27 protein-coding genes are annotated in these 18,295 nt (G+C 67.9%); 3 read left to right on the top strand and 24 right to left on the bottom strand.

Annotated features, from left to right (window positions below):
- Positions 1-27: 27 nt before the first annotated feature.
- The 19 genes from WKH84_RS02315 to WKH84_RS02225 all read right to left on the bottom strand — a co-directional run bounded on the left by WKH84_RS02315 (position 28) and on the right by WKH84_RS02225 (position 11,952).
- The gene (locus WKH84_RS02315) at positions 28-774 is read right to left on the bottom strand and encodes a hypothetical protein (RefSeq protein ID WP_341855495.1); all 747 of its coding nucleotides are present in this window, start codon (positions 772-774) and stop codon (positions 28-30) included.
- A gap of 200 nt (positions 775-974) precedes the next feature.
- On the bottom strand, positions 975-1,190 hold the full coding sequence (locus tag WKH84_RS02310; RefSeq protein WP_010534525.1) for a heavy metal-associated domain-containing protein: 216 nt from the start codon (positions 1,188-1,190) through the stop codon (positions 975-977).
- Between the two features lie 384 nt (positions 1,191-1,574).
- Positions 1,575-2,651 (bottom strand): proton-conducting transporter membrane subunit, encoded by a 1,077-nt coding sequence (locus WKH84_RS02305; protein ID WP_341856744.1) that lies wholly within the window; start codon positions 2,649-2,651, stop codon positions 1,575-1,577.
- The gene (locus tag WKH84_RS02300) at positions 2,651-3,985 is read right to left on the bottom strand and encodes an NADH-quinone oxidoreductase subunit M (RefSeq protein WP_341855494.1); all 1,335 of its coding nucleotides are present in this window, start codon (positions 3,983-3,985) and stop codon (positions 2,651-2,653) included. Before WKH84_RS02300 ends, WKH84_RS02305 begins: the two co-directional genes overlap by 1 nt.
- Complete coding sequence (locus WKH84_RS02295) at positions 3,927-4,079, bottom strand: hypothetical protein (protein ID WP_341855493.1); 153 nt, start codon at positions 4,077-4,079, stop codon at positions 3,927-3,929. Before WKH84_RS02295 ends, WKH84_RS02300 begins: the two co-directional genes overlap by 59 nt.
- Positions 4,067-4,300 carry a hypothetical protein gene (locus WKH84_RS02290; protein ID WP_341855492.1) on the bottom strand — a complete coding sequence of 78 codons (234 nt, stop codon included), beginning with the start codon at positions 4,298-4,300 and terminating at the stop codon, positions 4,067-4,069. The genes WKH84_RS02295 and WKH84_RS02290 overlap by 13 nt, the downstream gene beginning before the upstream one ends.
- Entirely contained in the window at positions 4,297-4,512 is a 216-nt protein-coding gene (locus WKH84_RS02285; protein WP_341855491.1) for a hypothetical protein, read from the bottom strand. The genes WKH84_RS02290 and WKH84_RS02285 overlap by 4 nt, the downstream gene beginning before the upstream one ends.
- A complete protein-coding gene (locus tag WKH84_RS02280) occupies positions 4,509-4,808 on the bottom strand; it encodes a hypothetical protein (RefSeq protein ID WP_341855490.1) in 300 nt (99 codons plus the stop codon). Before WKH84_RS02280 ends, WKH84_RS02285 begins: the two co-directional genes overlap by 4 nt.
- A 106-nt stretch (positions 4,809-4,914) precedes the next feature.
- Positions 4,915-6,315: a proton-conducting transporter membrane subunit gene (locus tag WKH84_RS02275; protein ID WP_341855489.1), complete on the bottom strand. Its 1,401-nt coding sequence runs from the start codon at positions 6,313-6,315 to the stop codon at positions 4,915-4,917.
- A 105-nt stretch (positions 6,316-6,420) separates the two neighbouring features.
- Complete coding sequence (locus WKH84_RS02270; RefSeq protein WP_341855488.1) at positions 6,421-6,726, bottom strand: NADH-quinone oxidoreductase subunit K; 306 nt, start codon at positions 6,724-6,726, stop codon at positions 6,421-6,423.
- On the bottom strand, positions 6,723-7,286 hold the full coding sequence (locus tag WKH84_RS02265) for an NADH-quinone oxidoreductase subunit J (protein ID WP_341855487.1): 564 nt from the start codon (positions 7,284-7,286) through the stop codon (positions 6,723-6,725). Before WKH84_RS02265 ends, WKH84_RS02270 begins: the two co-directional genes overlap by 4 nt.
- Before the next feature lie 3 nt (positions 7,287-7,289).
- Entirely contained in the window at positions 7,290-8,225 is a 936-nt protein-coding gene (locus WKH84_RS02260; protein ID WP_341855486.1) for a complex I subunit 1 family protein, read from the bottom strand.
- Positions 8,218-8,739 (bottom strand): hypothetical protein, encoded by a 522-nt coding sequence (locus WKH84_RS02255; protein ID WP_341855485.1) that lies wholly within the window; start codon positions 8,737-8,739, stop codon positions 8,218-8,220. The genes WKH84_RS02260 and WKH84_RS02255 overlap by 8 nt, the downstream gene beginning before the upstream one ends.
- Complete coding sequence (locus tag WKH84_RS02250) at positions 8,736-9,431, bottom strand: hypothetical protein (RefSeq protein ID WP_341855484.1); 696 nt, start codon at positions 9,429-9,431, stop codon at positions 8,736-8,738. Before WKH84_RS02250 ends, WKH84_RS02255 begins: the two co-directional genes overlap by 4 nt.
- Positions 9,422-9,766: an NADH-quinone oxidoreductase subunit A gene (locus WKH84_RS02245; RefSeq protein WP_070500594.1), complete on the bottom strand. Its 345-nt coding sequence runs from the start codon at positions 9,764-9,766 to the stop codon at positions 9,422-9,424. Before WKH84_RS02245 ends, WKH84_RS02250 begins: the two co-directional genes overlap by 10 nt.
- A 239-nt stretch (positions 9,767-10,005) precedes the next feature.
- Positions 10,006-10,128 (bottom strand): hypothetical protein, encoded by a 123-nt coding sequence (locus tag WKH84_RS02240; protein WP_256374516.1) that lies wholly within the window; start codon positions 10,126-10,128, stop codon positions 10,006-10,008.
- A 210-nt stretch (positions 10,129-10,338) separates the two neighbouring features.
- On the bottom strand, positions 10,339-11,304 hold the full coding sequence (locus WKH84_RS02235) for a multicopper oxidase domain-containing protein (RefSeq protein WP_341855483.1): 966 nt from the start codon (positions 11,302-11,304) through the stop codon (positions 10,339-10,341).
- 47 nt (positions 11,305-11,351) lie between these two features.
- Positions 11,352-11,840: a multicopper oxidase domain-containing protein gene (locus tag WKH84_RS02230; protein ID WP_341855482.1), complete on the bottom strand. Its 489-nt coding sequence runs from the start codon at positions 11,838-11,840 to the stop codon at positions 11,352-11,354.
- 13 nt (positions 11,841-11,853) lie between these two features.
- Positions 11,854-11,952 carry an SHOCT domain-containing protein gene (locus WKH84_RS02225; protein ID WP_341856743.1) on the bottom strand — a complete coding sequence of 33 codons (99 nt, stop codon included), beginning with the start codon at positions 11,950-11,952 and terminating at the stop codon, positions 11,854-11,856.
- 321 nt (positions 11,953-12,273) lie between these two features.
- On the opposite strand from WKH84_RS02225, the gene WKH84_RS02220 reads away from it, so the two are divergent.
- Together WKH84_RS02220 and WKH84_RS02215 are read left to right on the top strand one after the other, a co-directional pair.
- Entirely contained in the window at positions 12,274-12,987 is a 714-nt protein-coding gene (locus tag WKH84_RS02220) for a response regulator transcription factor (protein WP_070500607.1), read from the top strand.
- 4 nt (positions 12,988-12,991) lie between these two features.
- Entirely contained in the window at positions 12,992-14,131 is a 1,140-nt protein-coding gene (locus WKH84_RS02215) for an ATP-binding protein (RefSeq protein WP_341855481.1), read from the top strand.
- Positions 14,132-14,161: 30 nt separating this feature from the next.
- On the opposite strand, the gene WKH84_RS02210 is transcribed toward WKH84_RS02215, so the two are convergent.
- The 4 genes from WKH84_RS02210 to WKH84_RS02195 all read right to left on the bottom strand — a co-directional run bounded on the left by WKH84_RS02210 (position 14,162) and on the right by WKH84_RS02195 (position 16,823).
- A complete protein-coding gene (locus WKH84_RS02210; protein WP_341855480.1) occupies positions 14,162-14,929 on the bottom strand; it encodes a cytochrome c biogenesis protein CcdA in 768 nt (255 codons plus the stop codon).
- On the bottom strand, positions 14,929-15,555 hold the full coding sequence (locus tag WKH84_RS02205) for a TlpA disulfide reductase family protein (RefSeq protein WP_341856742.1): 627 nt from the start codon (positions 15,553-15,555) through the stop codon (positions 14,929-14,931). Before WKH84_RS02205 ends, WKH84_RS02210 begins: the two co-directional genes overlap by 1 nt.
- A gap of 30 nt (positions 15,556-15,585) precedes the next feature.
- On the bottom strand, positions 15,586-16,122 hold the full coding sequence (locus WKH84_RS02200; protein WP_341855479.1) for a CueP family metal-binding protein: 537 nt from the start codon (positions 16,120-16,122) through the stop codon (positions 15,586-15,588).
- A gap of 113 nt (positions 16,123-16,235) precedes the next feature.
- A complete protein-coding gene (locus WKH84_RS02195) occupies positions 16,236-16,823 on the bottom strand; it encodes a YdhK family protein (protein ID WP_341855478.1) in 588 nt (195 codons plus the stop codon).
- A gap of 220 nt (positions 16,824-17,043) precedes the next feature.
- Here WKH84_RS02195 and WKH84_RS02190 point away from each other — a divergent pair, with 220 nt between their 5' ends.
- Entirely contained in the window at positions 17,044-17,298 is a 255-nt protein-coding gene (locus WKH84_RS02190; RefSeq protein ID WP_083305870.1) for a hypothetical protein, read from the top strand.
- Between the two features lie 78 nt (positions 17,299-17,376).
- On the opposite strand, the gene WKH84_RS02185 is transcribed toward WKH84_RS02190, so the two are convergent.
- Complete coding sequence (locus WKH84_RS02185) at positions 17,377-18,210, bottom strand: NlpC/P60 family protein (protein WP_341855477.1); 834 nt, start codon at positions 18,208-18,210, stop codon at positions 17,377-17,379.
- Between the last annotated feature and the right edge of the window lie 85 nt (positions 18,211-18,295).

Here is an 18,295-nt window from a genome sequence, read left to right as displayed (position 1 = left end):
TGCGACGGTCGATCCGGCCCGGAGGGGTCAGTGACCGTCCGGGTGCGCATCGGCGCTCTCGTTCTCGGTGTCCTGCTCCGCCTCGACGATGAACTGCGCGGTGTGCACCTCGCCATCGATCTGGAAGTCCAGATAGAGGTAGTAGCGGCCGGCCGTAGGGGCCTCCGCCATGAAGGAGATCTCCGGGCCGGAGGTCTCCCCGGCGACCGGGTCCACGCCCTCGGCGTGGACGTGGAGGTACTCCATATCGCCCTCGCGCAGGGCGACGAGATGGCCGAAGGCGCCGAGGTAGGGCTCCAAGGTGGTCACCGGAGCGCCGTCCTGGGTGACGCTCAGCGTGAGGTCGCTGGATGTCCCGGCAGTCAGCTCTCCGTCCAGAGTCACCTCGAACCCGTCGACCTCGTCCTTCGCGGAGAGGGGACGGTCGGTGACCGGCGTGAGTTCGCCGGCAACGTCAACGGTTCGCGACAGCGTCAGGGTGTCCTCGCCGTCGCCGGTGGGGGCGAAGTCGGCGTAGATCTTGTACGTACCGGCTTCCTCCCACTGCCAGGGCAGGGACCAGTCGCCGGTGGATGGGTCCAGCTCCGGGTGCACATGGCGGTACTGGGTGCCGTCGGTGCGGACCACGATCAGGTGCATCTCCTTCTCATGAGCCTCCTGATACTCCGTGACGGGGCTCCCGTCGGGCCCGGTGATCGTGTAGGCGAGCTCTCCGGCCTGCTCAGCGGACTGCGGAGCGGAGACCTTGGACAGCACGTATCCCTGCGATGACATCGATACTCCCTTCTGCGGTGCGGGCTCGGGTCGCGTATCCGCGCCTCCACCGTGGTCGGGATCGTCGTGCGATGTGTCGGTCGCTTGCGCTGACCATCGCTCGACGACCCGGTCCGGGACGACGGCGCCGGCTGCGACGAATGCGCCGCCGAAGGTCACTGCGACCGCGGCGCCGTAGGCGATCAGTCGTCCCGCGGCATTCATCGGGTCTTGACCGCCGAGTAGCCGGCATCCTCGACCGCGGTGAGGACCTGTGCGTCATCGAGGGGCTCCTCGGAGGTGACGACGAGGCGGCCCGTCTGGGCGCTGACCTGAATGTCAGTCACCCCGGAGAGCTCACCGACCTCCTCGCGGACGGACATCTCGCAGTGCCCACAGGTCATTCCGGTCACCTGGTACTCGTTCGTCGTCGTCATGGTCGTGCTCCTCTCAATTTGTATACCCCTAGGGGGTATCTTTCCGGGATTGAGGCTATACCCCCTCCCGGTATCACGCAAGCTCTGTGGCTGCGAGTGCCGGGCATCGGCTCGCCGGCTCCACTCACCGCACGGATTCCTCGGAGGACCTCGATTCGGACGCGGACTCACCGGTGGGTCGGATATGGCGCAACCGCGTAGCGGCAACGAGTGCGGCGAGAGCGGCGATGACGGCGGAGACCATGCCGGCGGTGTTCAGCCCGCTGGTGAACGCCGGCCGCGGCCGCTGTAGTCAGAGACGAGCCCACCGCATCCGGCGGCTGCGGGTCAGACGCGAGGATCACGCCGATGGAAGCGATGGCGACGTCCATGCCGACGCCGTCGTTAGAACAGCAGGGGTCCTTCCAGAGCCGCCCACAGGAAACCGGCCAGGATGCCGAGCCCCAGGCTCGCGGTGGCGACCACCCCGGCGGTGGTCGCCGGCCAGGTGGCCGTTCCGCCCGGGCCGGGGAAGTTAGCGCCGTTATCGGTAGGACGGGCGAACGCGGGCGCGAACCAGCGCAGGTAGTAGAACAGGCTGAGCACGCTGTTGAGCATCACGACCAGCGCCAACCAGCCGTGCCCGCCGTCCCAGGCGGCGGTGGCGGTGGTGAGCTTGCCGACGAACACGGCCAGCGGTGGGGTGCCCACCAGGCCCAGCAGCGCCACGAGCAGAGCCAGGGCCAGCCCGGGGCGGGACCGGGCCAGACCTCGGTAGTCACTTAGCTCGCGGTGGTGGGGCGGCGCTGCGGTGACGGCGAAGGCGGCGACATTGGCAAGGGCATAGGCGGCGAGGTAGAACAAGAATGAGGGCAGTGCCAGCCCACTGCGCCCCGCCGCGGCCACCGGGACGAGCAGGAACCCGACCTGGGCCACGGTCGACCAGCCCAGCGACCGGCGGGGATCGGTCTGCCAGTATGCGGCAAGGTTGCCCACGACCATGGAGGTCGTGGCCAGCACGCCTGCGACGACCAGCCAGGAGCCGTCGCCTTCGGAGATCGTGGCCACGAATCGGTATACGGCTACCAGCGCTCCGATCTTGGGGACCGTGGTCAGGAACGTCGCGGCGGTGCCGCCGGTGCCCTGTGCGGCGTCGGGTATCCAGAAGTGCAGGGGCACGCCGCCGGCCTTGAACAGCAACCCGGCGAGCACGCCCAGCACGCCGACCCCCACGGTCGCGGCCGGGGCCCCGGGCGGCGCGTCCCGCGGCAGGGCGTAGTCGGTGCCCCCGGCCACGGCGTAGAGCACGGTGACCCCGAGCATGAGCAGGATTCCGGACAACGCGCCCATGAGGTAGGTCTTCATCGCCGCTTCGGCCCCGGACCGGCCGCCGGTCAGGCCGACAATCCCATACAAGGGGATGCTGACCAGCAGGAATCCGGCCACGAGCACGAGCAGGTCGGTGGTTCCGGCCAGCACCATCACCCCGGTGGTGGCGAAGAGCAGCGAGCGCGTAGGTGTCGGACTCTCGCGGCGAGCCAGCGAGTTCCCCGGAGGCCACCCCGAGGACCAACAGGGTCGTCAGGGCCGCGATTATCCGGGCGGCTCCGGTGGCGACGTCCACAGCGAAGGTGCCCGAGAACGCGCTCTGTTCGGGGCCGGCCATCGCCACGGCCGCGGCGACCGTGGCACCGAGCAGGGCGACCGCGGCCACGGCGCGGGCGATCCACTGCCGCTGACGGGGCAGGAACGAGCCGCCCAGCGGCACCACCAGACCGCCGACGAAGACGAGGATCTCCGGCGGCAGCAGGGCGGGCCGCATCTGCATCGAGGCCTCCACCGGCTACCTCCCGACCAAGGAGACCAGGGCCGCGGAGGCCGGCTCGATCACCTCGAGCAGAACTCGAGGCAAAGACCCCGATGAGCACGGACAGGGCCAGCAGCGGACCGACCGACCACAGCTCCCGGACGCGCAGATCCGCGAACCCGGGCGATCGGCCCTCCGTGGGGCCGGTGAACACTTGCTGCGGCGCCCGCAGGAACAGGGCGGCCGTGACCAGGATGCCCGGCAGGGCGATGGCGGTGACCGGGGCGACCGCGATGCCGCCGGCGAAGATCTGGAACTCGGCGATGAAGCCGGAGAACCCGGGCAGGCCCAGGGAGGCGAAGGCCCCGACCGCGAACAGCGCCGCATACCGCGGCGCGGGACCGGCCAGGCCTCCGTAGGAACCCATGTCATAGGTGCCGGCCCGATCCTGCATCACCCCCGCCAGCAGGAACAGCGCGGCGGTGATCAACCCGTGGCTGACCATCTGCACCACCGCACCGGTGACCGCCACCGAGCGGGCCTGCTCGGCACCCTCGGCGACCAGACCCGCCGCACCCAGGGCCAGGACGATGTAGCCCATATGGTTGACGGAGGTGTAGGCGACCATCCGCTTGAGGTCCGTCTGGGCCAGCGCCACGAACGCTCCGTACAGCACCGAGACGATACCGATCGCCACGATCGCCCAGGCCCAGGACCGCCACGCCTCCGGGAGCATCGGCATGGCGATGCGCACGAACCCGTAGGTCCCCATCTTCAGCAACACCGCAGCCAGCACGGCCGAACCGGTCGCCGGGGCGTCGGTGTGGGCTGGCGGCAACCAGGTATGGAAGGGAACGGTGGGGGTCTTCACCGCGAGACCGACCACGATCGCCGCCAGCACCAGCTCCCCGGTCAGCGGGCTGTCATCGAGCGGGGTGGCCGCGACAAGCTCAGGGATGTCGAAGGTGTGCGGTGCGGCGGCCACGTAGAGCCCGATAAAGCCCAGCAAAGAGGGCCAGTGATCCCAGAAACGTGTAGAGGAAGAACTTCAGGGCCGAGCGGGCGGCGTTGCCATGGCCCCATCCGGCGATCACGAAGTACATGCCCACGATCGAGAGGTCGAAGAACACGAAGAACAGGATGAGGTCGGCGCCACGAACACCCCCAGACTCACGCCCTGCAGGAACAGGAACAGGGCCGCCTGAATCCGGGGCCGGTCGGGCTGGCGCAGGGCGTAGACGGCACAGGCCAGGAACACGATCGTCGTCATGGCCACCAGCGGTAACGAGAGACCATCCACGCCCACGTGATAGCTGCTGTTCACCCCCGGGATCCACGGCACCTGCTTTGCTCGTACGCCAGTGCGTTTTGCCCCGGGTCCTCATAACCGACCCACAGCACTCCGACGAGCACCAGCTCGACCGCGCTCACGGCGACCCAGGCCCAGCGGGCGACCGCGGGGCCGATCGCCGGCATCGCCGCCAGGACGACGGCGCCGGCCAGGGGCAGGAAAACGATCAGGCTCAGCATGCTCATCCCATCACGGCATAGACGAACCAGGCCACGACGCCGATCGTGAGGACCGCGACGGCCTGGAGGAAGTACTGGTGGATGGCTCCGGTCTGCGGGATCCGGGCCAGATGCCCGAGCCGGCGGACCCTACCGGCGAGGATCTCCACCCCACGGTCCACCCCGTCGTCATCGACCCTCGCCGCCAGCTGACCGGTCACGTCGGCGGCGTGCGCGGTGGCGTCGACCCCGCCGTCGAGAATCCGGTCGTCGGCACGGGCGGCGATCCGCGCTAGCACAGGCACCGCCCCGGCGGCGGCCATCACGGTGCGGTCCAGGACGTGGTCATCGAACCGAGCCAGGGCGTGCGCCAGGGACAGGGACGGGCGGACGACGACGGCATGCGCGATCCTCTCCAGCCCCAGCCACTCACGGGCCCATCTCGGCTCGGGGGCGCGTAGCCGCAGCAAAAGCAGCGAAGACGGCGGCCGCGATCACGGCCGAGAGAGCCAGCTCGACGGCCGAGACCTCGCCGTGCCCGCCCAGTGTCTGGGCGAGGGCCCGGCTGAGCGGGGGCAGAGCCAGCACGACGAGCCCGGCCGCGCCGGCGGCCAGCACGACCAGCGGCGCCTGCTCCAGGGCCCCCACCTGGCCGGTGCCGCCCGCACGGACTCCCGCGCCGTCCCCGCGGCGCCAGATCGCCCACAGGGCCTTGCCGGCATAGGCGGCCGACAGGGCGGACGCCAGCAACCCGGCGGCGTAGAGCCACGGGGAGGCCTCGAGCGCAGCGACCAGCACGGCGTCCTTGGTCGCCCACAGGGACAGCGGGGCGATCCCCGCCAGGGCCAGCGCCCCCACGCTCGCGCAGACCCCGACAACCCGCCACCGACGCCCCACTCCGCGTAGTCTCGCGAGATCTTCGGTGCCCCACGCTGTCAGCCACGCCCCGGCGACCAGGAAGAGCAGGGCCTTGGTGGAGGCGTGCGCCACCAGATGGGCCGCGCCGCCACTGACCGCGCCGACACCGGCGGCGAGAACGACGAACCCCAGCTGGGCGACCGTGGAGGCCGCCAGGAGCTGTTTGAGCTCCCGCTGGGCCAGCGCCACGATGCCCATCAGCACCGCGGTGAGCATCCCGAGCCAGGCGGCCACTGGCCCGGCCCACCCGGTCGCAGCCAACAACGGCTCCACGCGCAGCAGCAGGAAGCCGCCCATGGCCACCATCGCCGCTGAGTGCAGCGGCGCGCTCACCGGGCTGGGACCCTGCATCGCCCCGGAGAGCCAGAACGAGAAGGGCGACTGTGCGGCCTTCCCCAGTGCAGCGACCATGATCCCGGCCGCGACGACGTGGCGCCACGGGTCCGTCGCGGCCGGGAGGTCGGACAGCGCCATGCCTGCTCCGCCGGCCAGGGCGGCGCCGGCGGCGACGTAGAGGCCCAGGTCGGCGGTGCGGGTGGTGAGGAAGGCGGTGAGCCCCGCCGAGACCCGGCGCGGTTCCCGCCACCAGAACCCGATCAGGGCGTAGGAGGTCGCGCCCATCACCTCCCAGGCGAACAGCGGCGCCGGGATGCTGGCGGCGGAGGCCGTGACCAAGGCCGCGGCGGAGAAGATCAGCATCAGCCCGTGGAAGCGGGCCCGGGACTCCCGGATGCTCCCGGCCGCGAAGACCAGCACCAGGAAGGCCACCGCGGCGATCATCGGTGCGGTCAGCGCCGCAAGGGCATCCACCTCCAGTGCGAAGTCGGCGCCGGCCAGGAACGGGGCCGACAGCGCCGGCCGGGCCAGGGCGACGACTGCCGCCAGTGCTGTGGTGAGTCCAGCGGTGGCCACCGCGATCGGTGTCGCAACGCGTTCCCACCGGCGGGTCAGGGCCAGCGCGGCGCCCATGCTCCCCGGGAGCGAGCACCATGGCGAGCAACGCGCCCTCGGCCCCGGTCATCGGGACAGCTCCTCGGCCATGTCCGTCATGTCGGTCTGGCGCCGGCGGTGCAGCGAGCGCGTTGCCACGGCGAAGCCCATGGCCATCTCCACGGTCATCGCCGCCAGCACCACCAGCAGCGACACCTGCCCGGAGGGGTCCGGGGCCAGGAACCACCAGAATCCGGCGGCGGCCAGCAGAACCCCGTTGATCATCAGCTCCAGGCCCATCATCACCATCACCACCACCTGCTGGGACAGCGCTCCGTAGAGGCCTACCGCGAACAGCGCGGCGGCCACCACCAGCACGGCTTCCAGGGTCATCGGCCCACACCCCCCGGCTGGGGATCGTCGGCCGGGCGGCGGCGTAGGTCGTCACCGAATCGGTCGTAGCGGGTGCGATGAGCGGCCAGCACCACCCCGGACACGATGGTTGCCACCAGGACCGCGCCCACCACGACCATGACCAGCATCTTCTCGCCCATGATCTCCAAGCCGATCGCGTGCGTGAGGTCCTCGGGCGGGGCGCCGCGTCGCTCCGGCCAGGGGATGAGCAGGGCGCCGGCGACCAGCATCCCGAAAACGCCGGACGAGGCGCCGATCGCCGTCTTCTTCCCGTGGGTCATGTCCATCGGCATCAGCGCCGGGTTCATGCCCATGAACATCACCATGTAGACGGCCATCACCGCCATCTCCATCACCATCATCAAGATCGTGATGACCCCGAGATAGCTCTGCTGTAAGAGGAGGATCTGCACTCCCACGGCGATGAACGACAGCGCTAGGGCGTAGGTGGCCCGGGCCATGGAGTCCACCACGAACACGGCTACGCCCGCGGCCACGGCCACCACGGCGAGTACCCAGAACACGATTGTGACCAGCACGGTTCAGCCCTTCCCGACGACGATGAGAGACACGACCAGGTCCTGGAGCACGGCCGCTGGAAGCAGGATCATCCACCCGATCTCCATGAACCGGTCCGGTCGGAGCATCGGCGACTTCCGCCGCAACCACACCAGCACGGTCAGCACCGCCACGGTCTTCACCAGCACCCACGCCCAGCCCGGCGCCACGGGCCCGGCGCCCCCGCCCAGGAACAGCGGTACCGCGAAGGCCGCCCCGGCGACCAACAACGCATAGCGCCCGGCCAGGAAAACGAGGCGGTCCACCCCGGAGAGTTCGCTCAGCACACCACCGGCAATGTCCGCGGAAAGGGCCGGGGCGAACGGGCCCCACACCGAGAACCCGGTGACACCGATCAGATAGACCAGGAACGCCACCGGCATCCACACCACGAACCACAGGCCCTCCTGCGCGGCGCCCACCTCTCCGACGCGAAGACTGCCAGCCGCGATCGCCGGGGCCACCAGTGCAAACATCAAGGGGAGCTCGTAAGCCAGCCCATGGGCAAGGAACCGGTAGCCACCCACCAGGCTGTGCGTCGAATTTGCGCCCCACCCGGCCAACCACACCAGGGCCCAGACCATGACGTCCACGGCGTTGAACCACACCACCCCCACGTCCAGGTCCGCCAGCGTCCAGCGCCCCAACGGAATCACCGCGACCATTGCGAACGCCCCGACCAGCAGACCTGCGCCACCGATCCGCCACAGCGGCGTGTCCGCGGCCACGGTGGTCCGGCGCCGCCGCCGCAGCGACCGTGCGGTGCGGGCCACGGGCGCCACCCAGCCACCGGAGGCGCCGTGGGCGCGAGCGGACAATGCCGCCTCCAGAGCAACAGCGAAGAACGCGAGGCCACCCAGAATGATGGTCGCCAGTACGGCCCATCCGGCAGAAACGGTCGTCACCAGGGACTCAGACATGCCTCGTCTCCTGGACGGCTGGGAACGGAACAAGATCCAAGCTCGCCACCGCCAGCCGCACAGAGGCCACTTCCAACCCTGTCACCAGGTGCGGCACTATCGCCCAAGGCACCACGCCCCCGTCGATCGGCTCCACGGGCTCCTCGTTGCGTGTCTCGGCCCGGATCACGTCGAGGCTCCACAGCAACCGGTCGTGGGCGTCCCCGAGACAACGGCTCGGCAAGCCATGACGCTCTAGATCAGCGGAGGTGAGAGGCAGAACGCTCCGCAGAGACCAGCGCAGGAGCCGCGATTTCCGCACTGTGCGGTACAACCGCTCAACGGCGTCCTGGGCGACATCTTGTTCGCCCTGCAACAGAGTGTCCCGGGCATGGCGGGCACGGGTCGCCGCGTCGTCCGCCCCCGCAAGTGCCAGCAACGCCAGGGCATTGTCGCACCGCACCGCCGCGGACACGGGCATGGGGCCGGGACGCTTCGCCGGCTCCGGAGTCCCGTAGCCCCCGTTATCGATCACAGGCTCGCCTCGGCGTCGACCACGACATCGCCCTGCAACGAGCAGCGAAGGACCAGCCCTGCCGGCCAGAACGGCAAGACAGGTCCCAACGGCAGTTGCAGGACATCCATCTCCAGACCGTCACGGTCCTCCCCGGCCTGGGCCAACGGGATACCCGCCGGAGCCATGTCCATTCCGCCGTGGCCGCCATGGCCGTCGTGGTTCTCGTGGTCCGTCTGGTCATGTTCCATCTTGTCATGGCCGGGGTTCCTCATACCGGGGTGTTCTTCGGGGGACGTCCCGTCGTGCTCACCATGGTCGAGGTCCCCGTGGTCCATTCCGTTGGGGTCGTCGGAAAGCTGAGGTTCCTGCAGTCGGTCCTGCGCATCTGCTCTATGACGGGGAGTGTCGAGAAGGAGGTCTGCGGCGGCGCGTAGAGCCGATGCCACAGCGTCGGGCGAGCTGATGCTGGTGCGTACCCGCGGACCGGGCATCTGCTTCCAGATGAGGTCCACCAGTTCCGCCAGTTCAGGGCCGGGCACGCCGCACACCGCAAGGACGTCCGCATCGGCTGGGGTCCACGCCCGCCGCCATCCACGGCGCAAGATCTGATGGTCGAGCTCCACACGTGTCGACCACTGGCCCGGCGGCTCGATAACGAGGACGTGGGCGGCACGGACGGCGAGTCCGGCGAGGAGTTCGTTCAGGCCCATCGAAACGCCCCTTCCCGCCAAGCCCAGGCCACAGCGACAAGCAGAGCGCCGAGAAAGAGGAACATCTCGACGACTGCGGAGAGCCCCTTCTCAATCACGACCACGGCCCACGGGTACATGAACAGCATTTCGACGTCGAAGGCCAGGAAGATGATGGACGCAAGGTACCAACGAACGTGGAAGCGCGACAGGGCATGCTCCTGGGGCACCCATCCAGATTGGGCAGGCAACGAGGTCAACGGATCGGCGTGAACGGCCAAGGCACGGTGCGCCGCGAACAGCGCCACGAGGACCAGCATCGCCACCAAGGCCATGGCCACAATCCCGAAATACATCACGATCCGACCTTCCGGCAGGGCGAGACATAGAGCTCTGGGCTCCATGATAGGGAGGAACCCACCATAGCGAGATCTTTCCCTCTCACTCGGAATCATCTGACACGCGGCCGTCGCAGTCTGGCGCGATCATCAGCGTGGTGCTGGGGCGGGGATGACAGCCCCGGCGGCGACAGATGCACTAACGAAGGCCACCGCCAGTCCCGCACAGTAGACAGCGAGCCGGCCTGCGGCGTTCATCAGGCTCGCACCGCCGAGCAACCGGCCTCCTCGACTGCGCTGAGGACCGTGGTGTCGTCGATTTCGTTCTCGGAGGTGACGACGAGGCGAACCGTCTGGGCGCTCACCTGGAGGTCGGTCACCTCGGAGAGCTCCCCGACACCGTCGGAGGATCTCCCCTGGTGGGGGACAACTGGAAGGCACGCTCCATGCGGGCCTTCCGGCGAGCAGGTTGGTCGCTGGCACACGTCTGTTCGTGAACGCCGCGGACGATGAGGTGACGGTCGGTCGAATCGATCGCAGTGACGCGACCGGTCTCACCGTGGCGCCCTCGGGGGCGTGGCCGTACGACGTCAGGACGCGTAGTCGATCCCTGTCATCATGCCGACTTCCTGGTGGTACGCGTTGTGGCAGTGCGGCGCCCACCGGCCCGGATTGTCCGCATCGAAGTCGAGGGCGAACGATTCCATGGGCGCCATCATCACCGTGTCCTTGCGCAGTCCCGACGGCAGGGCGAAGGTGTGGCCGTGGACGTGGAGGGGGTGACTCATCATCGTCTGGTTGGTCGCGATGATCCGCACCCGCCGCCCCTCGCGGATGCTGAGTGGAGTGTTCTGGCCAAAGGGTGCTCCGTTGATGGCCCACTGGTAGGGCTCCATCGAGCCCTGGAACGCGAGTTCGAGCTCGGTGTCGACGGCGCGGTCCTCGAGTCGCGCGGCCTCGGCCGGTTCCAAGGTGGATCCGATGAGGATCTCCCCGTCAAGTTCTCGGACCTGGATATCCGCGGCGGGCACGTCCCCGGCACCGGTCCTCAGCACCGCCAGTCCCTGGCCGCCGTCGGGCTTCCCGACGGGACGCGCTACGAGTGGGAACATGCCGTCCTTCACGGTGACGATGACGTCGTAGCGTTCGCCCATGCCGAGGTAGACCGCATTGGCGTTGACCGGCTCGACGGGGAATCCGTCCGAGTGGGTGATGGAGAGATCGTGGTCTCCGAGCGCGAGGGCGAAGATGGTGTCTGCGGAGGCGTTGATCAGGCGAAGGCGCACGCGTTGGCCGGGTTTCGCCTCGAAGATCTCCGGTGCTTCGGGAATCCGGCCGTTGATGAGGAAGTGCGGGTAGGCCACATCACCGGCGTCGCCCCAGGGCTCATCGCCCATCGGCATCTCGCCATGATCCATGCCGTCGGAACTACCTTCGCCCATCGGCATGTCGCCATGATCCATGCCCCCGCGGTCTGAGGCGCCGGCGCCGGTCAGTCCGGCCAGGACGTCGTCGGGAGTCTGTCCGGTGCCATCGATCCAGTCATCGAGAGTCACGATCCACTCGGCGTCGTAGCCACCGGGTTCGTCGGGGTCATCAATGATCAGCGGGGCGTAGAGCCCGCGGTCGAGCGCAGGCCGACGTGGGAGTGGAAGAAGTAGGTGCCGGGATCGGGGACGACGAACTCGTAGGTGAAAGAGGTATCCGGTTCGACCGGGTCCTGGGTCATCCCGGGCACTCCGTCGGCGGCGTTGTGCAGTCGGATGCCGTGCCAGTGGATCGTGGAGGCCTCGGGCAGGCGGTTCTCGAGCGTGATGCGCGGCAGGTCCCCGGCCGTGGCTCGGATCAGCGGCCCGGGGAGGCTTTCGCCGTACGCCCAGGTCGAGACCGTCCTCCCTCCGAGATCGACCGTTGTCGGCGCCGCGGTGAGGGTCTGGGTGACGAGGCCCTGACCGGCTTTCGGCGTCAGGGTAGGAGCCGGCGGGAAGGTGCCGGCTTCGGCGGGGACGGTGCGGTTCCCGCATGCGGCGAGAGTCAGCGCCGCGGCGCCGAAGCCTCCGGTGATAGCGGTGCGGCGGGAAATTCTCTTCACAGTTGCAGTCCTTCTATGCGGAGGTTGGGGGTCGGTCCCGGAAGGCGTCCAGGACAAGCTGTCGGTGCTGTTCGAACTCTTCGGCCGTGATCTCTCCTCGAGCAAGGCGCAGCGAGAGCTCTCCGATCGCCTCGTTCTCGTTTCGAGCGCGGCGGGGACGTCCAGGCGAACACCGCGCATGTCAACAGCAGTGCGGAGGCCCAGAGGAGAAAGAGGAGACCGGCGAGCATCAACCACATCAGCCACGGCAAAGAATCTGTCAGCATCATCTGAGGTCTCCTCGCTGGGTCAAGTTCGAACGCGATACGGTCCCCACCAGGTTCTCTGCGCCGGACGAAGGTCTCGTCGAGAGTTCCTCAAGATCTGATCCAGATCTGCTTTGAACCCCGGGGCGGACCCACGGCGTCCAGGATCGGAGACCACACTGGTGCTCATGAGGAGTGAAGTGGATCGAGTGGCCGCGATGGTTCTCGTCGTCGAGGACGAAGCGGCGCTGTCAAATGTGGTCCAGGCGTATCTCGCGAAGGCCGGTTACGAGACTGCGAGCGCGAGAAGCGGACCGGAAGCGGTGGAGATGGCCCGCACCTTGTCGCCGGACGTGATCGTGCTCGACCTCGGCCTTCCGGGTCTCGACGGTATGGAGGTGATGCGGAGGATCCGAGAGTTCTCCGACTGCTACGTGCTGATCACGACTGCACGATCTGAGGAGGTGGATCGCCTGGTGGGCCTGTCGGTGGGAGCCGATGACTACCTCACCAAGCCGTTCAGCGTGCGTGAGCTCGTCGCCCGGGTCCAGGCTGTCTTGCGCCGGCCTCGCGGCGAACCCGGGGCCGCGTCCTCGAGCACTGTGCGGACGTTCGGAGAGCTCGAGATCGACACGACTGCGCAGGAAGTACGGCTCGCCGGCCGCGCACTTCCGCTGACTCCGACCGAGCGCGGCCTGCTGGTTACCTTGGCGCACAGCCCGGGCCAGGCGTTCAGTCGCCGCCAACTGATGGAAGCCGTCTGGGGTGACACCTGGATCGGGGACGATCATCTCGTCGATGTGCACATCGCCAACCTCCGACGAAAGCTCGAGGAGACGGCTGAGACTGCACGGTTTGTCACCACAGTGCGCGGTATCGGCTATCGCATGGGGAAGGGGTGAGCTCATGACGGAAGCCAGTTCAGTCACCCGACGGGTTCGTCCCGGCACCAGCTTGGCATCGCGCCTGATGATCGGACAGCTCATCGTGTTGCTTGCCGGTGCGCTCACCATCGCGGTGCTGACGGTGCTCATCGGGCCCGCGGTCTTCCACTACCACCTACTCCAGACCGATCTCCCCGTGGATAGCTCCGAGCTCGTCCACATCGAGCGTGCGTACCGTGACGCTCTCGCTCTCGCCCTCGGGGTGGGATTGGTGGTCTCACTTCTAGCCGCAGGTGTCGTCACCTGGAACCTGGCGCGACGGCTCCGCCAGTCGCTTCACGGCCTCACCTTGGCCGTCGATGAGCTGTCCCGTGGCCACTACTCTACCCGCGTGCCTTCCCTCGGGGCCGGGGCGGAGCTGGATTCTCTGGCCGCCACACTCAACGACATGGCGGCACGTCTGGACGCGGTCGAGGAGACTCGACGTCGACTCCTCTCCGACCTCGCCCACGAGCTTCGCACCCCGATCGCCACCCTCTCGGCACATCACGAGGCGATGGCGGACGGTGTCATCGAGCCCGAGATTGCAATGCCCATTCTTGCCGGGCAGACCGTTCGGCTTTCCCGCCTGGCCGACGACATCAGCGAGGTGTCCCGGGCCGAGGAAGGCCAGCTTCCGGTGGAGCTGCGACTTGTCACGGTTGATGGCCTTCTGGCATCGGTCCTGCAGGAATGGGACGAGAGGTTCGAGACGGCCGGGGTGGCATTGCGACAAGACATCGACCTCCACCACTCGGCGACGATCCACGCGGATCCCGACCGCCTCGCCCAGGTGCTCGGCAACCTGCTGAGCAATGCGCTTCGACACACCTCTCCCGGAGGCACCGTCACCGTCTCGGCATGGGCCCACGGCGAGACAGTGGAAGTCGCGGTGACCGATGACGGCGAGGGCTTCACCGCGGAGGACCGGTCCCGCCTGTTCGAACGGTTCTTCCGCGTCGACAGCTCTCGCACCCGAGAGAATTCAGGGTCAGGCATCGGCCTGACCATCAGCCGAGCCCTGGTCGACGCGCATGGCGGGACCATGACCGCCGCCAGCGACGGACCCGGACAGGGTGCCACCTTCACCATCAGGCTTCCTCGAGCGCGACCTGCCCGCTGACGTCGTCATAGCTCCCGGTCGGTTACGTTCTCAGACAATCGTGGTGAAGTTGCCGATCCGCACTTGCAGCAGGGCCATCCACGATTCCCACACCCCCGTGACCAGCAGGAGGCCGATCGCGATGAGCACGGACCCTCCGACGATCTGAAGCATGCGTCGATGCCTCGCCAGTGCTCGCGAGATCCCCAGAGCCCGCCGGAACACGATCGCGAAGAGGATGAACGGGATCCCGAGTCCGATAGCGTAGCCGAGAGCGAGAAGCGCGCCGCGCCTGGCGGACGCCTCGCCGAGGCTAAGGGCCGCGACCGCGGCGAACGTCGGACCGATGCATGGGGTCCAGGAGAAGCCGAACGTGACCCCGAGCAGCGGGGCGCCGGCGAGCCCGGCGTCGGGACGTTTTCGTATCCGCTTCTCGCCGGAGAGCCGCGGGAAGATGCCCACGAACACCAGGCCCATGAGAATGACCAGCACACCGGAGACCCGATTGATCACGCTCATGTGCTGGACCATCAGTGACCCTAGAGCGCCGATGAATCCTCCGATGACCAGGAACACCGCAGTGAACCCGGCGACGAACAACACCGCCCCGGCGACCAGGCGCCACGGACGTTCCCCGGGACCGCTGGCGTCGCGCGATCCTGTGCTCTGCCCGGTGAGCCCAGTGATGTATCCGAGGTAACCGGGGACTACCGGGAGCACGCACGGGGACAGGAACGCGACCAGACCGGCCACGATGGACAACAGGAGTGCCATGGCCAGCGGCCCACTCAGCACAGTGGTGGCGAACAGCTCCCCCATCAAGCACCTTCCGCGAGAACCGTGTCCAGGAGACTCTCGAGAATGCTCTGGTCAGCCGCGCCCGAGATCCGGGCGGCGACTCGTCCCTCAACATCCAGGATCAACGTAGTGGGGACAGCGTTGGGTGAGACCATGCCGTCCATGGAATAGAGCACTGCCCCATCGGAGTCCGGGATCGAGGGGTACGTGATGCCGAACGTCTCCTCGAATGCAGCCGCTGGTCCGGCCTTGTCCCGTGTGTTCACCCCCACGAACTCCACCCCCTGGGCGCCGTATTCGGCGTGTACCGCCTTGAGCGCAGGGGCTTCGACTCGGCAGGGCGGGCACGAGGCGTACCAGACGTTGGCTACCAAGGGGGCGCCACGCAGCGACGTGGAGTCGAAGTCGTCTCCGTCGTAGGTCGTTCCCTGGAACGCCAGGGGCTCGGCGCGACCTTCTGGAGGGATCTCGACAACGACACCGTCTCCGGAGACGTATCCGGCACTTGCATCGCTCGCTGCATCCGAGGAACCGCCGCACGCCGCAAGGAGGGGAACTGCGCCGAGCAGACCTCCCCCTAGTCGGAGGAGGGACCGACGGGTCGCGCCCGGCTGTGCTCCGCTCCACGCGCGGGGCTGGCCATCGATTGCCTAGAAGAGGGGGAGAACTCCGTCGGGTTAGGCCAGTTGGAGATTGGTCAGACACGTGAGATCATCCTCCGCCTGGGTCGAGATGGGGGCGGACCCCGTGAGCTCGTCGAGGGTGCATGTGAGCTCCCCGGCTATGCCGCGCGGCGACCAGAGACCGAGGAACCCGTTGTCGTGCGTGGTGCGAGTGCCTTCCTCGAGGATCTTGCCGGAGCCGCTGTCCACCACGTTGACGGCGACTTCGCGATTGCGCAGTTCCCCGCGACACGTCGTCAGGCTGTGGAAGCCGCACTCGTGCGTGGTCTCCACGAATGGTGCCACCGACAAGTAGAACTGGTCCTCAGGAAGGGGCAACTCAGCTTCGCGCCCTGCATCGTCTTCGAGCTGGAGAGACGTCGCGGTGACGCTGGCGATCAAGTCTTGCGGTCGCTCGGCCACCGCGAGCGCCTCGAGCCGGTCGATGATCTCGGGCCCGTCGGCGTCAGCGAAGCCATAGTCCTGGAGCAGGTCCTGATCACCCGTGACGGAAGCAGACTCCGATTCGCGGGTTCCGCAACCGGCGATCACGAGAGGGAGCAGGCCGGCGCCGATCAGGAGGGATCGCCGGGGCGACCGGACGATGCGACGACGGGATTCACCGCCGGAGGAGGTGCGCGGACCGCGGGGCCTCGGTGGGGTGATCACTGGATGGGCTCGATCTCGCTCTCGACGACCCACTTGTGGTTGGTCATCATCATCCCGTCGGCCTCGTAGTCGACCATGTACACGGTCTCCTCGGTGGCGCTGTCGATGGTGGCTTCAGCACCCTCCATGCCCGCCATGTGATCGGCGGTGATGACTACCTCGGTGCCCTCCGCCAGCGGCGGCTCGCCCGGGTTCTCGAGCTCTTCGTGGACGACCCACTTGTGATCGGTGACCGGCTCGCCGCCATCGGTCGGCGTGAAGCTGACCGAGTAGGTCGTTGTGTCGAAGGCGCCGGAGATCGTCGCCGTCGCGCCTTCCATGCCCTCCATGTGGTCCGCGGTGAGCTTCACCTTCGTGCCGACAGGGAACTCAGGTTCCTCGGCAGGGGTCATCCCTTCGGGTGCGGGGCCCCCGTCCATTGGGTGCTCCATGCCGCCGTGGCCGCCTCCATCGGACGCCTCCGACGATTCCGGCCCGCCCGAAGTCTGATTGTCATTAGATCCGCTGTCGGTGCATCCGGCGAAGACGATCGCACCGGTGATGACGACGGTCGCAAGACGACCGAAAGATCGACGAGAACGCATATTTTCTCCTAGTCAGAGTACAGTTTCCACGAGTCTATGACTCACAGATCAAGATATCCTCAAGGCCAGGTGTTGAAGTCTTGAGCAACGTACTGACCAGGAGTCTCGCACTGACACCAAACGTGCGGTCCACTCGCTTAACCTTCTCGGTGTGTACTGGCTAACGTCGCCTGGAGGGCAGACACCCGCCGGCCCGTGCGGGACGAGAAGGAGCAGAACCTTGACCCAACACGTCGCTTCGATGTTTAAAGCCCAGTCGAAGGACCTCGGCACCTTCGACCAGCAGAAGCCCGCCGAACGCATCGAGGCCTGCTTCAAGTACCTGCAGATCTGCATTGCTTGCGCCGACGCCTGCCTGGCCGAGGACATGGTGGCGAACCTGACCCAGTGCATCGGCCTGAACCGGGAGTGCGCCGACGCCTGTCGACGCTGTGAGAAGGCCTGCGCCGAGCTGCTGGCCGCCACCATGGGCTGATAGCGCCGTCGTTGCGCGCGAAGGCGGAGCCCAGACCGATGGTCGCGGCTCCGCCTGCGTCAGCGTCGTGGCGTGCGATCAGCGGAAAGTGACGAAGGTCGGATTGCCCCAGATCGTTCGCTCGGTGACCGCACCCGGGGTGCGCCCCGCGTCGATGACGGTGTCTCCACCGGCGTAGATCCCGAGGTGACCGGGCCACACCACGAGATCACCGGGCTGGGCCTCGGACTTCGAGATCGTGGTCCCGGCCGCCTCCTGCTGCGAGGAGGTGCGGGGCAGGTCGATGCCGGCCTGCGCATACGCGAACGAGCTCAGGCCCGAACAATCGAAGCTGACGCCCGGCTTGGAGGTGCCCCATGAGTAGGAGGCGCCGATCTGGCTACGAGCGGCGTCGACGATCGCCTGACCCGAGCTACTCGACGAGGATGCCGGGGCCGGCGCGGACGTGCCGCCGCCCGAGGCCGTGGCGCCGCCACCGTTCAGAGCGCCCTTGGTTTCAGGGCCGACGACGCCATCGACCTGCAGGTCATGCGAACGCTGGAAGTCCTTCACTGCGCCATGGGTGAGCTTGCCGAACTTGCCGTCGACATCCAGTGAGGTGCCGTGTTCATTCAGCGCGGTCTGGAGTCGCTCCACCGACGCACCCTGAGAACCCCAGCGCGGCTTCTCGGTCCCGAACGCAGACCCCGCGTGGGCGGGTGCCGGCGTTGCCGGAGCGGCAGTCTGCGCGCTGATGGTGGGTGCGGCGGGTGAGACGGCCGGAGCGGCCTGCGCGGGTCCAGCGAGCAGGGCCGAACCGATGACGACCGTGCCGAGCACAGTCGCCCCACCGGTGTTCCGCAGGGCTCGTCCCGTAGTCCCGACAGGCGTGATAGCTCGCCCGAAGGCGCGGTGGGTGTTGTTCTGGGCCATGGTTCTTCTCCGTAATCTTCCCGCTCGGTACGAGGGAGAGTCGATGAGTTCGTCAATGCCACGGTGACGGCAGGGCGAGCGTCGA

The organism is Brachybacterium sp. GPGPB12 (assembly GCF_038396325.1).
In the GTDB taxonomy this organism is placed as follows: Bacteria; Actinomycetota; Actinomycetes; order Actinomycetales; family Dermabacteraceae; genus Brachybacterium; species Brachybacterium conglomeratum.
Note: the sequence above shows the minus strand (reverse complement) of the source record. Positions and strands in the feature narration are given on the sequence as shown.